This window comes from Mycobacterium sp. IDUB_37, from assembly GCF_055419245.1.
In genome coordinates this window covers 1,111,541-1,126,348 of sequence record NZ_JBVAXG010000001.1, presented here as the reverse complement: position 1 = coordinate 1,126,348, position 14,808 = coordinate 1,111,541, and the positions used below count along the sequence as shown (strand labels likewise).

Here is a 14,808-nt window from a genome sequence, read left to right as displayed (position 1 = left end):
CATTATCGAGTTGTTATCGGCGGCTCGCCCACCCCGGCAGACAGAATTGCACCCTATTTGGGTTGGTTCGGTACGCCAGGAAACAGTTGCTCGCCCGATCCCGAAGTCACGTAACCGCCCAGCATTGTGATCAGGTGGGGCGCAAAGACCGCGCCGTAAAGCAAGTTCCCGATCAGTACGACAGCGCCAATGGACAGGGCGGTCGACTTCGCTCGACTCTTGGTCCTCGTCTCGGCCCATGATTCGATGACATTGCGTCCGAAGCTATCCGTCCGGCCGAGCAAGTAAGTGAAGACCATCATCTGCACGCCCATCGCGATCGCGTCGTAGATCGGATATTGGTGCAGGGTCCCCTCGAACAGGCCCAGACCGGGGATCACGTAGGCGTAGTAAAAGACACCGAGTCGGGCGCCGAATCCCGCGTTGAAAATGAGAGCCCAGCAGAAGCCGACGACCAGTCCGACGCCCAGGAACGTAAAAGGCCTGCGCCAGCCGAAGCGCGCGCTCAGGCGTTTCCCGATTGCGGCACCGATCACCGCGGGCAGCACGAAGTAGCCGATGTAACCGACCGGCACCGACGACGGCAGCCCACCCCACGTCATGTTCAGCGGCCACCACGACGGCATCCGGGGCAGCGCTGGCGGGAACTGTGCGTACATCGCCCAGTCGTACGGCGCCTCGATCCACGAGAACGAAATCGCCGAGATACACAGCAGCATGAGCGGGTGCAGGCGACGTTGGCGGACGCTCAGAATGACACCCGCCGCAGTGAACGCAATGCCGCTCGTCCAGCCGAAGATGACCGCGCCGGTAAGCAGCGGCGTCAGCTCAGCGCTCATCGGGGCTGCTCGTCTCGCGAACCACCGCGCGCCTCGGGATCGAAGTAATAGACCGCCCCGAATATCAGGATGATCAGCCCAAACAGCGTGCCGAGCATGATGACTGCGCCCATCGTCGCGTCCCTTCCGGAAGCTATTTTAATAGTGGACACTATTAGCAATGGACGGTCAAGGCCGACTATCGTCAATGACCGTGCCGCAGCGTTCTGCGCCCAAGAAGGCGACCGCGGCCGAAGCGTCGGACCAGCCGACCCGCCGGCCACGCGGCGAGCCGCGCCGACTGCTGCTCGACGCCGCCCGAGAGCTGTTCGCCCGCCAGGACTATCGCGGCACCACCACCCGGGAAATCGCCGTGTCGGCCGGAGTCAGCGAGTATCTACTCTTTCGCCACTTCGGCTCGAAGGCCGGACTGTTCCGGGAGGCCCTGGTCCTTCCGTTCACCAGCTTCGTCGACGAGTTCAGCCGGACCTGGCAGACCGTGGTCCCCGAGGAGACCGACGAAGTGGAACTCGCCCGGCATTTCGTCGGCCAGCTCTACGACGTGATCGTCGAACACCGGGGGCTGCTCATCACCCTGGCAGCATCGGAGGCGTTGAGCGCAGACGAAATCGCCGACGCCGGGATCGCCGACATCAGGCGGGCCATCGCGGTGCTCGGCCAGATCAGCACCGAGGGCATCCAGTTGCGCGGGCTGCGCTCGAATCAGCCTGAGCTACCGGCGCATTCAACGGTGGCGATGATCGTCGGCATGGTTGCGTTGCGGTCCACCTTCTTCGGAGACGATCCGCCACCCCGCGACGCGATCGTGGACGAGCTCGTGCAGGCGAGCCTGCACGGCTTCCTGCACCGGACCATTCCGTGACCAGCGACGCCAACGGGCATGACGGCGGCTTCCACTCCCCCACCGACGATCCCGACTGGGCCGAGGGCAGCTGCTTCACGGTGTCGATTCCCGAACGTGACATCAACGGCTTCGTCTATTACTTCCACGACGCGCGCTGCGGCATCTCAGGTGGCGGGCCGGCACTGTGGGACCCGACCGGCGAACAGCCTTATGACTGCCTGTTCTACGACTGGCGCTGGCGCCAACCCCCGACAGGTGCAATCGATTTCGAGGATTTCACGTTGCCCAACGGGTTGCGCCAGCAGGTCATCGAACCGAGCCGACGGTATCGACTCGGTTACTGCGCACTCGGCTTGGAGTTCGAACTGGAGTGGACGGCGCTGATGCCGCCGCACCAACTCGGGCCTGCCGATGACGCGGCCGGACACTTCGATCACCCCGGACGGCTTACCGGCTCGCTGACTCTCGACGGCGAACAGATCCGCATGGACTGCTACTCCATTCGCGACCGAACCTGGGGACCGCACCGCGTAGGTGCGCAGCGCTCGGGTGACTATCTTTGGGCGGTCGCATCGCCTGAGGATCACTGGCACGCCCTCACCATGGAAAGTCGCAAACCCGGCCTCGACAAGGTGGTCGTCGGATACCTGTTCGCCAACGGGAGGTTGGGTGAACTCGTCAGAGGCGAACGCCGGGTGGACGCACGCCGCGATGGTGCACCCGCGCGGGTCGTCGTCGAGGCAGTCGACGACCACGGCCGAGCGTTGCACGCCGAAGGGGAAGTACGAGCCGTGCTGCGCTGGCTGGGTTGGCCGGGGCGGCTGACGTTTTGGACACTCACCGATTGGCGGTGGAACGGCGTGCGGGGCTGGGGCGAGAACCAGGAGTTCCACGCCAGAGAGCGAGTGCGGCGGTTCGGCCGTCAGGACTGAGTGCGGCGACCCACCGCCTGGACTAGACCGCCGGTTCGGCGACCATGTCGAAGAACGCCGCCCCCGAATCGGGAATCCTGTTCTGCTTGAACACATTCACCGCGTAGGACACCAGGATGAACGAGTACAGCAGGTGCAGCAACCGGGTGGCGTCCTGCGGCAGGTCGTCAATATCCAGAGCGTCGAGGTAGGCGACGGCCTCCTCGGCGCGCGGGGCGACCGCGTCGTAGAACGTGGCGAGTTCATCGAACGGTTTGTCCAGCCGCGCCGCGTACCGCCGTTGACGAGTGGGCAACGCCCAGGTTGCGACGAAGCCGTCCAGCTCGGAAAACTGTTCGGGAAGAAGCGAATTAGTCATCAGGAAGTCTCCCCTCGGGCGCCGGCCTGGTGGGCCGACACGGTGTCACGGATGACACTGTGGAACTGGCGGATCAGCAACTCCTGGTCGCTGAGATGAAATTCCTGCTGCGCCCGCGTCTGCAGCGCTGAGTACGTCGCCTCAATGGTGTTGACATCCTGCATCGCGAACTCAATGGTGCTGTCCACCACCAGTTCCTGGGCGAGTCGCTCGTGGGCATTGGCAGGCGGTACGAAATACAGGTCGATGTCGTAGATGTGCGAGTCCACGCTTTCCGGCCAGTACATGTAGGTGATGTAGTAGTTGCGCGCCCAGATCTGGATCGACAGGTTGGGGAAAAGCCAGAACTGGTCATTGCCCCATGACGCGATTTGGCCCTTGTTCAAGAACTCGGGCAGCGGACCGATATCCGGGACATCATCGGGTCCGAAAAGTCCGGCCCGGAACAGCCGGTAAATCCACCTTTGTTCTTGTCGGGCCCGCCCGGCGGTGCCGGGCTCACGCGCCGGCAACTGCGGCGGCCCCGGCACCGACGTCAGCATGTGCGGGCGAAACAGGTCGTAGTGATAGGAATCCACCGGTGGCACCATCTTCTCGGCCTTCGCCACATCCGGGTCGATGAATTTCCCGTGCACGTAAGGCGGGTGGTACCACTCACAGACCGAGTCGACGGCGAGCTTCCAGTTGCCCCGGATCCGTGTCGAGAATCCGTAGCGCTGGGTCATCTTGTCGAACGGGTAGGTCTCCATCTCCAGGAGTCGCTCACCAAGGAAGGTGCGCAACGGAACTGGGCCCTCGTCCAGATTGATGAAGATGAAGCCCGCGAACACCTCGCACGCCACGGGCGGCATCCGCAGCTTGTCTTTGTTGAGGTCGAAGAACTCCTCTTCATTGGTGATGTGGGAAACGCGGCCATCCAGGCCGTATCGCCACCCGTGGTATTTGCAGTGGAACTGCCGACAAGTCCCCGATGACTCTTCGGCCGGATGTTCTTGCCAGACAACCTTGTTCCCGCGATGCGCACAGACGTTGTGAAAGGCATGCACGGTGTCGTCCAAGCCACGCGCAACGACGATAGAAGCCAGGTTCCCGGGCAGTTCACGCGTGAAGTACGACCCCTTGCGCGGCAGGCGCTCAACACGGCCGACGCATAGCCACGTGCGTTTGAACACCGCCTCGCGTTCCGCGGCAAAGAACTCTTCGGAAATGCTGTCCTCGTAACTGACTGGCCCGGTGCCCAATTCGGGATACTCCGGGGTCCATTTGCCCCGGCCGGTCGCCAGGCGCTGCTGAATACCCGTCACGGTGCGACTCCTTCGTTCTGGTGGCTGCCGTTGGACTGAACTTCGGTTGACCAGGGCTGCTGGTCCCACGGGCGGTCGAGTGGTTCCATCTCCCCACCGAACGGGAAGAATGCGCGCTGCGCGTAGGTTTCACGGGCCAGTCCGTGGCCCAGTTCGTCGATAAAGGCGCGCTTGAGCGGGTTAGTGAACAACTGTCGCGAATATCGCAGAGTCAGTGGTGGCCGCTTGACCAGTTCGCGGGCCAGTTCCCAGGCCCGGTCGAGGACTTTCTCCTTCGGTAACACCTCATTGACCGCACCCCACTGCAGCGCCTCTTGCGCGCCGAGTTTCTTGCCGGTGAGCAGGAAGTAGCGAGCCCGGTTGTGTCCCACCACGTAGCTCCAGATGACGTGCTGGCCGTCGCCGGGCACCTGTCCGCGCGGAAAGTGTGACGCATCCTGGAAATACGCGTCCTCGGAGGCCAATACGATGTCGCCCATCAGCGGCACCTCGGAGTGCATGTTGCACGGTCCGTTGACCGCGCTGATCATGGGCACATCAACGTCGAGCACATTGGTGATCAGATGCCTGGCATACCAGGCCTTCTCGTCGAGCTTCACCAGACCGCGGGTGCCCGGCATCAGCAAGTACTCGGGTGTTTCCACCTTGTCGCCGTTGGGCATTCGGCCCCAGTTGGCGTTGTAATTCTCCCCGGTGCCGGTATGGATGAGCACCTTGATCTCTCGGTCTCCGGCGATGTCGGCGAACGCATCGCACAAGTCGTCGTGGGCACGCCAACTCCAGACCAGGCTGTCACCCTCGGTATGGCACTGCATGAAGAGGATTCCATCGTCGGTGAGTTCGAACCGGTAGTTGGCGTACCGGTTCTGGTACTCAGCGAATCTGGTGCGCTTGGCCAACGCTGTACCTTCCTTGCTCTCGTTGGGTTTTCACGTTCCCGCCAGCCGGGCTGCGATCGGGGCGAAGTCGTCGACTTCGGATTGCTGGACTGTGACGTAGTTGATGCCGACCGTCTCGCGCCGGGACTCCAGCGTGTCGGCGACCTTCGCAGCCGAACCGATCAACACATTCGGGTGATAGCGCAAGATGTCGACGGCGATGCGCGTCCTTTGCGCTACCTTCTCCAACGTTGCGTCGGTGTCGTCGGTGATGACGGTGAAATAGGGCGAACTTTCGACATCGAGTCCGGCAAAACGTTCCCCGGCGGCCGATCGGCTGTACCCGACGCGACGCGCCGCCTCCTGCATGGGCGTCAAACCGTCATCGGTGTACTCGACGAATGGAATGGTGGAGAGGCTGACGATGTCGGCCTCTCGGCCGGCGAACGCGAGCATCCGCTTGCCCGCCCCGCCGATCATGATCGGCGGATGCGGTCGTTGCACCGGCACCGGCCGGCCGGCGTATCCCGCCACGTTGACGAATTCGCCTGTGCAGCTGAACTCTTCGCCGGACCAGTGCGCCTTGAGCAGATTCACGACTTCTTTGAGTTTGGCCATCCGAACGCCCGGCGCGCCGAATTCCAGCCCGAGCGCACGATACTCGTCGCCGCTCCAGCCCGCGCCGATCCCCATCTCGAGGCGGCCGTCGGAGAGCAGGTCAAGCGTCGCTGCCTCCTTCGCCAGCACCGCAGGGACGTGGTAGTCGATGCAGAACACCCGGCAGCCGATGTGCAGTCTTTCGGTGACGGCCGCAGCGGTAGCCATCGCCGCGATCGGCGCAAGGTCTTGCCGCGGGGTACGCGCACTGAGCCGCGCGGGACCCGGCCCGAGGTAGTGGTCGGCCAGGAACAGCGTGCTGTAGCCCAGGTCTTCTACCCGTCGGGCCAGGGCGCGCCACTCGTATGCGGTTGCGGCGTTGGTCGCTTGCACCGCGAAGCGGAACGGCCGCCTCTGCATAAATGGCAGCGTACCGACAACGCGTCATTAAGTAAACACTACCGGATACTTACTGCTCACATCTTGGAGCGCTTAATACACTCTGAGCTGCGATTATTGACATAATATAATCCTGCTGGTTACCTTAAGGCGTGAAGACGGCGCTCGTGACCGGGGGAAATTCAGGCATCGGGCGGGCCATCGCAGACCGACTGCACAGCGACGGCTACCAAGTCGCCACGATCGATCTGGTAGCCGAGTCCGAGTTCGCATACGCCGCCGACGTGACCGACCCCAAGCAGGTGGCGGGCGCGGTCGAGAAGATACGCGCGGCGCTTGGACCAGTGGTCATCCTGGTCAACGCCGCCGGGATGACCGGCTTCACCAAGTTCACCCACACCGGATTCGAGTTGTGGTCGAAAATCCTCGATGTCAACCTCAATGGGGTCTTCCACTGCACGCAAGCGGTACTACCCGACATGCTCGACGCCCGCTGGGGTCGCATCGTCAATATCTCGTCCTCGAGTACCAACACCGGCCAGGCCTACATGACGGCTTATGTGGCAGCCAAGTCCGCGGTGAACGGGCTGACCAAATCGCTTGCGCTGGAATACGGCCCCTGTGGCATCACCGCCAACGTCATCCCACCCGGATTCATCGACACGCCCATGCTCCGCAAGGCCGAGCGAGATGGCTTCCTGGGCAAGTCGATTGCCGAGCATGCCGAACAGGTACCGGTGCGTCGGCCCGGCAAACCAGAAGACATTGCCGCAGCCTGCGCCTTCCTGATCTCGGAGGAAGCCGGCTACATCACCGGCCAGATCCTGACTGTCAACGGCGGCCGCCCCAACTAGACGGGAACACAATGTATTACCGCAGCGAATTGTTCATCGACGGCGAATGGTCACCGACCGCCGGTGGCGCCGGCGTCGACGTGGTCTCGCCGCACTCCGAGGAGGTGATCGGGCGCGCACCCGTGGCCGGACCGCCGGATGTGGACAGGGCCGTCGCGGCGGCGCGGGCAGCGTTCGACAGCGGGCCGTGGCCGCGACTGAGCATTTCGGAGCGGATTGAATTCGTGGCCCGGCTGGCCGCCCTGTACAAAGAGGCCCGAAATGAGTTGGCGGAGTTGATAACCGCCGAGATCGGGACTCCGATCTCCTTCGCCAAGCGCGCGCAGGTGCGGCTGGCATCGGTGGCGATGGCCGCCTTCTGCGATGTGGCAGGCCGATACCCGTTTCAAGAGTCACGACCGGGTTTGTACGGCAATGACATTCGCATCCTCAAGCAGCCCGTCGGAGTGGTCGCCGCCGTCGTGCCGTGGAATATGCCGCAGTTCCTGACCGTCGTGAAGGTCATTCCCGCATTACTTGCCGGATGTTCGGTGGTGCTCAAACCGGCGCCGGAATCGTCGCTGGATGCACTGCTGTTCGCCGAAGTAGTTGCGCGCGCCGAGTTCCCGCCCGGCGTGCTCAACGTCGTGACCGGCGGTGACGACGTGGGTGCGTGCCTCGTCAGCCACCCCGGCGTGGACAAGGTGTCCTTCACCGGTTCCACCGAGGCCGGGCGTCAGGTAGCGCTGTCCTGCGCCGCCGGCCTCAAGCAGGTGAGCCTGGAACTCGGCGGGAAGTCGGCGGCCATTGTTCTCGACGACGCCGATCCGGCCGCCGTCGCCAATGCGATCCAGTTGTCCAGCCTCGCCAACAGCGGCCAGGTGTGCAATGCGCTGAGCCGGGTGCTCGTGCCCTCCCCGCGCGCCGACGAATTCACCGATGCACTGGCGGCGGAGTTGACAGCGCTCAAAGTGGGCGACCCGGCTGATCCGGCAACCCAGATCGGACCGCTGGTCTCCCACCGCCAACAATTCCGGGTGCGCGAGTACATCGAATTGGGTCAGCGCGAGGGTGCGCGTCTTGCGTTGGGCGGCAACGATCTTCCCGACCCTCTCGACAAAGGCTGGTATGTGCGGCCGACGTTGTTCGGCGGTGCCGCCAACGACATGCGGATCGCCCGGGAAGAGATATTCGGACCGGTACTGACGGTGATCCCTTACGACAGTGAAGACCAGGCCGTCGCGATCGCCAACGACTCCGAATATGGACTTGCCGGAGCCGTTTTCACGGCGGACTCCGATCGCGGTCTCGGGGTGGCGGCCCGGGTACGGACCGGGTCCTTCGGAATCAACGAGGGCTACATCATGGATCCACTGGCACCCTACGGCGGCGTCAAAGCCAGCGGCTATGGCCGCGAACTGGGCCGGGAGGGCCTGGAGAATTACCTTGTCAGTCAGTCGATCTCATCGCACGCGACCGGTTCACCCTGACGTTCCACGCGGCAACACCCCATGCAGGAACAACTGCACAGCGTGAAGCAGGTGGCGCTCCTGTTGCCGCTTCGACCGGTAGACGCCGAAATCGGCCATGCGTGCGGGCACCGCTTCGACCAGCGCCAGGAAATGTTCGGCCGCCAGCTCGATGTCCTGCACCTCGATGTTGCCCTTGGTTTCGTGGCGGCGCAGCAGCTCAATCACCGCGCGTTGGCGTCCAGCCCACATCATCGACCCCGAAGACATGCCGAATTCCGGGAATTGCGCGGCTTCTTCCATCGCGATCCGCTTCAGTTTCACGTTCTCCGGGCGCAGCGCCCGCGTTATTGCCTTGCGGCCGAACGCGATCAGATCGGCCTCCAGATCGTCGGTGTCGACCACATCGATCGACCCGCTGTCCTCGTAGCGAGCCAATGCCCACGGAATCACCCTGGCAAACAGCGAATGCTTATCCGGGTAGCGCGCGTACAAAGATTTCTTTGAGATGCCGGCAGCACTCGCGATCGCAGTCATGCTCGCGCCGGTGTAACCACATTCGAGGAAAGTGGCGACGGCAGCCTCCCGCACAGCCTGGTCCAGCTTCTCGGCCTCGGCCTGTGTCGGCCGGCCACGTCGCGTGCTCACCACAGTGAAGTTTAACTGGCCGAAGAATGTTGGCGACAGCCCATTTTCAACATCAGCAAAAGAAAATCGGTTGCGCCGCCGCACGGCCAGGCGTAGACACTAAAGCTGCCGCATCGCGCGGATGCGTTATGGATCATTACGACTCAGGAGGTGTGCCATGTCTGGCCGCAACGTTGACGGCTACAAGCTGCTCAACTTCGCCAGCCAGATCGAGTACAGCACCATCGAGCAGGCGAAGCAAACCGCGAAGATGCCGTTTGTGTACCCGCACGTGGCGTTGATGCCCGATGCGCACAGCGGCAAAGGGTCCGCCGTCGGCACCGTGATTCCTACCGATGGCGCAGTGATTCCCGCTGCCGTGGGTGTGGACATCGGTTGCGGGATGATTGCTGCGCGTACTCGATTCACCGCGCAAGACATCGCCGGCAAGAACCTCGGCGAACTACGCGAATCGTTGGAGGACGCAATCCCACTGTCGCCGGGTAATTACAACAAGTCGACGAAGAGGTTCGCCTTCACCAAGCATCGACTCAACGCGCTCTACGACCTGGCGGCCGAACACAAGATGGACCTTTCGCACTCGCCGAAGTGGCCCGAGCAACTCGGATCCCTCGGCGGCGGGAACCATTTCATCGAGTTGTGTCTGGACGAACAGGATCGGGTGTGGATGTTCCTGCACTCGGGCTCCCGTGGCGTCGGCAACAAGATCGCCCAGCGCCACATCAGGGTCGCTCAGCAGCTGTGCAAGCAACTGCGCGTTTCACTGCCGAACCAGGACCTGGCGTACCTGACCGAGGGAACACCCGAATTCACCTCGTATCTCAATGAGTTGGAGTGGGCGCAGAAGTTCGCCTACGAAAACCGCAACGAGATGATGGACCGGTTCCGCCAGGTATTCGCGAACTGGGTTGGAGTGCAACCGCAGCGGGTCGAGGTGGAAAGGGTGAATTCACATCACAATTACACCCAGCTGGAACGGCACGGCGGACGCGAGGTCTGGCTGACCCGCAAGGGGGCAGTCGACGCGCACGAGGGTGTTCGGGCAATCATCCCCGGGTCAATGGGGACCCGCTCCTACATCGTGCGCGGCAAGGGCAACGCGGAAGGGTTGTGCTCGGCGCCGCATGGCGCGGGACGGCGCTTCTCGCGTACCGAGGCTCGCCGGCGATTCACCGTCGACGACCTGGCAGCCCGCATGAGCGGCATCGAATACCGGCACGGCGAAGCGTGGATCGACGAGATCCCGGACGCCTATAAGGACATCGATGTCGTCATGGCCGACGCCGCGGACCTCGTTGAGATCGAACACGAACTGCGTCAGGTGCTCAACGTCAAGGGCACCTGACGCAGGTTCACGGCAGTTTGACCGCCGCCACGTACATCTCCAGTATCGGCCGGTAGAGATCGACATCGTCGAGCTCGCTGCCCAGCACGATGGAATCGCTGGTGGCGATCAGTAGCTGCGCGAATGTCAACGGCGGGATGAGCAGCGCTCCGCCGAGCCGGTCGATGCCTTTGACGATGAAATTTCCCAGCGCCTCGACGACCTCTGATCTCTTGGCAGCCACGCGGTTTCGCGCATCCGGGTTGCGCAGCAGATACAGGGTGAACTCGTGCCCCAGCGCGGCATGCTCGGCACCGCGGTCACGGCTCAGTTGTCTCCAGCGCTTGGCGATTTCGTCGAGTTCGCGGGCTCCGATGTGCCTCGCCGTCGACATCACCTCGGTGAAATTGTCGAAATAGCGCCGCCAGTATCGGTCGCTCACCGCCAGGAAAAGTTCTTCCTTCGTGGCGAAGTGCTTGTAGATAGCACCTTTCGTGTAGCCGGCAGCGTAGGCGATGTCGTCGAGCGTCGCTGCGGTGAAGCCCTTTTCGGCGAACACATCCTCCGCGGCATCAAGGAGCAGCGAGCGGGTGTGCTCGAGGCGTCGCTCCCGTGTCCACCGCTCCGGCATGCCGCTGATTGTGCCACAGAATCTGAGGTACTCATTGTTCATCTAGATACTCATTGGTATATTTCTCCGACGTTGGGTCACCGGAGGAGACCAAGTCATGAGTGAACTGCTGAACAAGACCGCGCCGACCGTCACCGAGCCACTCGCCGGTGTCGCGGAGTTGGGCGCTGAGGTCCAGCCGCCGGCCAATCGGGTGAAAATCTGGGCCGTAGTGGGCGGCGCGCTGCTGGCCCTGCAGTTGTACGTCTGGATCCGGTGGGTGTTCGGCCCATACTTCGAGCGGGTACCTCAGGGCCCGAGCGACCCGCCGCTCTACATGAAGATTCCCCTGATGGTGAACGCAATCTCACTGTGGGTGGGCCTGCCGCTTGCCATCTGGTGGTTCTTCATCCGCCCGTGGCGGCGCGAGCGGCGGATCACCCTGGACGCAATGCTGATGACCTCCATGGGTCTGATGTTCTTTCAGGATCCGCTGCTGAACTACTTCAACACCTGGTGCACGTACAACACCTGGCTGTTCAACCGCGGCTCCTGGTCATCGCACATCCCAGGTTGGGTATCCCCCGAATCGCCGGGTCGTCAGGTCGCAGAACCCGTCCTGACGAACACGCCGGGTTATTCGGCCGGAGTGCTGCTGGTCACCATCGTCGGATGTTGGGTGATGCGCAGAATCAAGACGCGCTGGCCCAGCATCAGCAACCTTCGCCTGGTGCTGGCGACCTATGCGTTCGCCGTCGTCCTCGATTTCGTCATGGAAGGCTTGCTACTGCTGCCGATCGGGTTCTACACGTATCCCGGTGCGATCCGATCGGTTTCGTTCAACGCAGGGACCTACTACCAATGGCCGATCTACGAAGGGCTGATGTGGGGCGGCGTCCAGGCCGCGCTGTGCTGCCTGCGCTATTTCACCGACGACCGCGGCCGCACCATCGTCGAGCGCGGATTAGACCAGGTCCGAGGCGGATTCGCGCGCCAGCAGTTCACCCGCTTCCTGGCGATCTTCGCCGCCGTCAGCGCGTGCTTCTTCGTCTTCTACAACGTGCCCGCACAGTGGTTCGGTATGCATTCCGACCCGTGGCCCGAAGACCAGATGAAGCGTTCCTATTTCAACGGCGGCATCTGCGGCGCCGGGTCGGAGGAACCCTGCCCCGACCCCGTTATCCCCATCCCTACCAAACGCTCCGGGCACATCGACAAGAACGGCAAGCTCGTCCTGCCCGACGGCACAGAACTACCCAAAACGGTCCCCTTCGAACATGGAAAGTGAATTGCTCAACGGTCGGGCCGCTGAATCCGGTTGTCGTGCGCCGTTTTACCGTTCGGTGGGCGACGAGGTGGACGTGTTCCGGGCAGCGGCGCGCCGCGGACTGCCGGTGCTGTTGAAGGGACCCACCGGCTGCGGCAAAACGCGCTTCGTGGAAGCAATGGCTCACGAACTCGGACGCGACCTGATCACCGTCGCGGGGCACGAGGACATGACGTCGGCAGATCTGGTCGGGCGGTTTCTGCTCAAGGGCGGCGACACCGTCTGGGTGGACGGACCACTGACGCGTGCTGTTCGCCAGGGCGCCATCTGCTATCTGGACGAGATCGTGGAGGCGCGACAGGACACCACCGTGGTCATCCATCCGCTCGCCGACCACCGCCGTGAGCTTCCGGTCGACCGGCTGAGTACGACATTGACTGCGGCACCGGGCTTTCAGCTGGTGATCTCCTACAACCCCGGCTATCAGAGCGTCCTGAAGAACATCAAGGAGTCGACCCGACAGCGATTCATCGCCATCGAGCTCGACTTTCCCCCGGTTGCGATCGAAACGGAAATAGTCGCCTACGAGGCGGGAATCGACTCCGCGATCGCCGGTTCTCTCGTCAAGGTCGGCAACGCTATTCGCAGCCTCGACGGCTCACCCCTGCGCGAGGTCTCATCCACCCGGATGTTGATTCTTGCCGGCGGCCTCGTCGCGGAAGGGCTGAGCCTGCGCAGTGCGGTGCAGTCAGCGGTCGTCCGGGTTCTCTCCGACGATCGCGATGTCGTTCGTGCCCTCGGTGAACTCGTCGATGCCATCCTGACGTGACTTCGTTGAACCCGAACAGGTTTCGGTTCCTTGCCTCGTTCATCGCGGGCAGAGCCGTCGAGGTTGCGGAGGTGGCGGTCGGGCAACCTCCCCACACCAACGGCCGAATCATTTTCGTGTCGGCCGGACGTGCAGACGCCGAGCAGCGCCGCGAGATGCTTGTGCAGAGCGCATTGCTCGGAGCGGGCAGCCTGGAACCGGGGTTGGTGAAGGCGTTACGCGCCAGGCCTTCGGTGACGCGACGATATCTGGCACTCGAAGGTCGTCGAGCGTGGGCCGTGCTCTCCGAAAAGGTCGCCTTGGCAGCAGTATTGGTTATGGACGAGCGGCCCACCACTGTGAGCGCTGAGGAATCCCTCGATGTAGCGAGAGGGCGTTCGAAAGTCGCTGACCCGCCGGAATGGTTCGGTGTCATCAGGCCGTCGAACCTGCTTGCCGCGTCAGCCAAGGCACCGGCACCCGGCCGACAACTGCGGTTGGCCGCCGATCTTGTCGAGTTGACCGACGACGACGACGAAGCGGGGCCTACCCAGGAAAGCAAGATTCTCAAGCTCTTTGACAACCCCCTGCTCAACTCACAGACTCTGTCCCGCTTTCTGCGCAAGCTGCTAGGCACGTCGGGCGCGTCCGGTGACGGCAGCGCCGGCGCCGAACTGCCGATGCGCGCCATCCGCCGGATGCGCAATCCGGGAGCGGCCGCCAAGCCCCTACCCACCAAGATTCGATTCACGGACCACAACAACCCCGGCGCCACCGTCGGCGTCGGCGGTGCGCTCTACCCCGAGTGGGACGTCCACCATGACCGATACCGACCGCAATGGTGCCGGGTCATCGACTTTCCCGTGACGGCCGCTGCGACTTCGGCCGGCCCTGTTGCACACGACGAGGTGTTACGCCGGCGGCTGTCGCGGATCGGCCTCGGGCCAAAGCTGTTGCGCGCCCGTCCTGATGGCGATGAACTCGACGTCGAGGCGCTGATCAACCTGTTCGTCGATCTGCGCTCCGGCTACTCACCACCGGAACACGTGTACGCGCAGCGCCGCAACCTGGCCCGCAATCTCGGCGTGCTCATCTTGCTCGACGCCTCCGGGTCGGCGAACGAAACCGACCCGAAGGGGCTCGCCGTCCACGATCACCAGCGCCGCGCGGCTTGCACCCTGGCCGTCACCCTTGAAGAACTCGGCGATCGTGTCGCGGTCTACGGGTTCCGCTCCGAGGGTCGGCGCGCAGTGCACCTGTTGGCGATCAAGAAGTTCGCCCAGCATTTCGGCTCCGTCGAGCGCGCCCGGCTCAATCAGTTGCAACCGTCGGGCTATACGCGCCTTGGCGCCGCAATCCGTGGCGCGGGTGAGATCCTCAAATTCGAGGCGGGTACGCCGAACCGGCTGCTTGTCGTTCTGTCAGATGGCTTCCCGTACGACGACGGCTACGAGGGCCGCTACGCCGAAGATGATTCGCGCAAGGCGCTCGACGAGCTACGCACGGACGGAGTTGCCTGCCTTGGCCTTTCGATCGGCACCAGCGCTGCCGCCGATGAGCTTGCCCGCGTCTTCGGCTCGGCCGGACATGCCTCCGCCGCCGCGTTGTCCGACCTGAGCCCCCGGATGGATGAACTTTTCCTGTCTTCCTTAAGTGAATTGGCCGCACCAAAACCATTGCGAGGATGAGACATTGAAA

The 14,808-nt window shown here is 63.2% G+C and carries 15 protein-coding genes; 8 read left to right on the top strand and 7 right to left on the bottom strand.

The window, feature by feature from the left end:
- Positions 1-53 precede the first annotated feature (53 nt).
- Positions 54-839 carry a spirocyclase AveC family protein gene (locus tag ACZY1I_RS05205; RefSeq protein ID WP_463753180.1) on the bottom strand — a complete coding sequence of 262 codons (786 nt, stop codon included), beginning with the start codon at positions 837-839 and terminating at the stop codon, positions 54-56.
- 187 nt (positions 840-1,026) lie between these two features.
- Between ACZY1I_RS05205 and ACZY1I_RS05200 the strand changes: the two genes are divergently transcribed.
- Both ACZY1I_RS05200 and ACZY1I_RS05195 read left to right on the top strand, forming a co-directional pair.
- A complete protein-coding gene (locus tag ACZY1I_RS05200; protein ID WP_463753179.1) occupies positions 1,027-1,701 on the top strand; it encodes a TetR/AcrR family transcriptional regulator in 675 nt (224 codons plus the stop codon).
- The gene (locus ACZY1I_RS05195) at positions 1,698-2,615 is read left to right on the top strand and encodes a DUF7065 domain-containing protein (protein WP_463753178.1); all 918 of its coding nucleotides are present in this window, start codon (positions 1,698-1,700) and stop codon (positions 2,613-2,615) included. Before ACZY1I_RS05200 ends, ACZY1I_RS05195 begins: the two co-directional genes overlap by 4 nt.
- A gap of 22 nt (positions 2,616-2,637) precedes the next feature.
- On the opposite strand, the gene ACZY1I_RS05190 is transcribed toward ACZY1I_RS05195, so the two are convergent.
- Genes ACZY1I_RS05190 through ACZY1I_RS05175 form a run of 4 tightly spaced genes read right to left on the bottom strand, consistent with a single transcriptional unit; the run spans position 2,638 to position 6,172 of the window.
- Positions 2,638-2,973 (bottom strand): hypothetical protein, encoded by a 336-nt coding sequence (locus ACZY1I_RS05190; RefSeq protein WP_463753177.1) that lies wholly within the window; start codon positions 2,971-2,973, stop codon positions 2,638-2,640.
- Complete coding sequence (locus ACZY1I_RS05185; RefSeq protein ID WP_463753176.1) at positions 2,973-4,277, bottom strand: aromatic ring-hydroxylating oxygenase subunit alpha; 1,305 nt, start codon at positions 4,275-4,277, stop codon at positions 2,973-2,975. The genes ACZY1I_RS05190 and ACZY1I_RS05185 overlap by 1 nt, the downstream gene beginning before the upstream one ends.
- Positions 4,274-5,176 carry an enoyl-CoA hydratase/isomerase family protein gene (locus ACZY1I_RS05180; RefSeq protein ID WP_463753175.1) on the bottom strand — a complete coding sequence of 301 codons (903 nt, stop codon included), beginning with the start codon at positions 5,174-5,176 and terminating at the stop codon, positions 4,274-4,276. Before ACZY1I_RS05180 ends, ACZY1I_RS05185 begins: the two co-directional genes overlap by 4 nt.
- 30 nt (positions 5,177-5,206) lie before the next feature.
- A complete protein-coding gene (locus tag ACZY1I_RS05175; RefSeq protein WP_463753173.1) occupies positions 5,207-6,172 on the bottom strand; it encodes a TIGR03621 family F420-dependent LLM class oxidoreductase in 966 nt (321 codons plus the stop codon).
- Positions 6,173-6,303: 131 nt separating this feature from the next.
- On the opposite strand from ACZY1I_RS05175, the gene ACZY1I_RS05170 reads away from it, so the two are divergent.
- Together ACZY1I_RS05170 and ACZY1I_RS05165 are read left to right on the top strand one after the other, a co-directional pair.
- Positions 6,304-7,005 carry an SDR family NAD(P)-dependent oxidoreductase gene (locus tag ACZY1I_RS05170; RefSeq protein ID WP_463753172.1) on the top strand — a complete coding sequence of 234 codons (702 nt, stop codon included), beginning with the start codon at positions 6,304-6,306 and terminating at the stop codon, positions 7,003-7,005.
- An 11-nt stretch (positions 7,006-7,016) separates the two neighbouring features.
- Positions 7,017-8,474, top strand: coding sequence for an aldehyde dehydrogenase (locus ACZY1I_RS05165; RefSeq protein WP_463753170.1), 1,458 nt, complete (start codon positions 7,017-7,019; stop codon positions 8,472-8,474).
- On the opposite strand, the gene ACZY1I_RS05160 is transcribed toward ACZY1I_RS05165, so the two are convergent.
- Positions 8,466-9,185, bottom strand: a complete 720-nt coding sequence (locus ACZY1I_RS05160) for a TetR/AcrR family transcriptional regulator (RefSeq protein WP_463753169.1) — start codon at positions 9,183-9,185, stop codon at positions 8,466-8,468. The two genes, ACZY1I_RS05165 and ACZY1I_RS05160, sit on opposite strands and share 9 nt — an antisense overlap.
- Positions 9,186-9,258: 73 nt before the next feature.
- Here ACZY1I_RS05160 and ACZY1I_RS05155 point away from each other — a divergent pair, with 73 nt between their 5' ends.
- Entirely contained in the window at positions 9,259-10,446 is a 1,188-nt protein-coding gene (locus ACZY1I_RS05155; protein ID WP_463753168.1) for an RtcB family protein, read from the top strand.
- Positions 10,447-10,453: 7 nt separating this feature from the next.
- Here ACZY1I_RS05155 and ACZY1I_RS05150 read toward each other — a convergent pair whose 3' ends face one another.
- A complete protein-coding gene (locus ACZY1I_RS05150; protein ID WP_463753520.1) occupies positions 10,454-11,056 on the bottom strand; it encodes a TetR/AcrR family transcriptional regulator in 603 nt (200 codons plus the stop codon).
- A 97-nt stretch (positions 11,057-11,153) separates the two neighbouring features.
- On the opposite strand from ACZY1I_RS05150, the gene ACZY1I_RS05145 reads away from it, so the two are divergent.
- Genes ACZY1I_RS05145 through ACZY1I_RS05135 form a run of 3 tightly spaced genes read left to right on the top strand, consistent with a single transcriptional unit; the run spans position 11,154 to position 14,798 of the window.
- Complete coding sequence (locus tag ACZY1I_RS05145) at positions 11,154-12,323, top strand: spirocyclase AveC family protein (RefSeq protein WP_463753167.1); 1,170 nt, start codon at positions 11,154-11,156, stop codon at positions 12,321-12,323.
- Positions 12,313-13,131 carry an AAA family ATPase gene (locus tag ACZY1I_RS05140; protein ID WP_463753166.1) on the top strand — a complete coding sequence of 273 codons (819 nt, stop codon included), beginning with the start codon at positions 12,313-12,315 and terminating at the stop codon, positions 13,129-13,131. Before ACZY1I_RS05145 ends, ACZY1I_RS05140 begins: the two co-directional genes overlap by 11 nt.
- Positions 13,128-14,798: a nitric oxide reductase activation protein NorD gene (locus tag ACZY1I_RS05135; RefSeq protein WP_463753165.1), complete on the top strand. Its 1,671-nt coding sequence runs from the start codon at positions 13,128-13,130 to the stop codon at positions 14,796-14,798. The genes ACZY1I_RS05140 and ACZY1I_RS05135 overlap by 4 nt, the downstream gene beginning before the upstream one ends.
- The last annotated feature ends 10 nt before the right edge of the window (positions 14,799-14,808 follow it).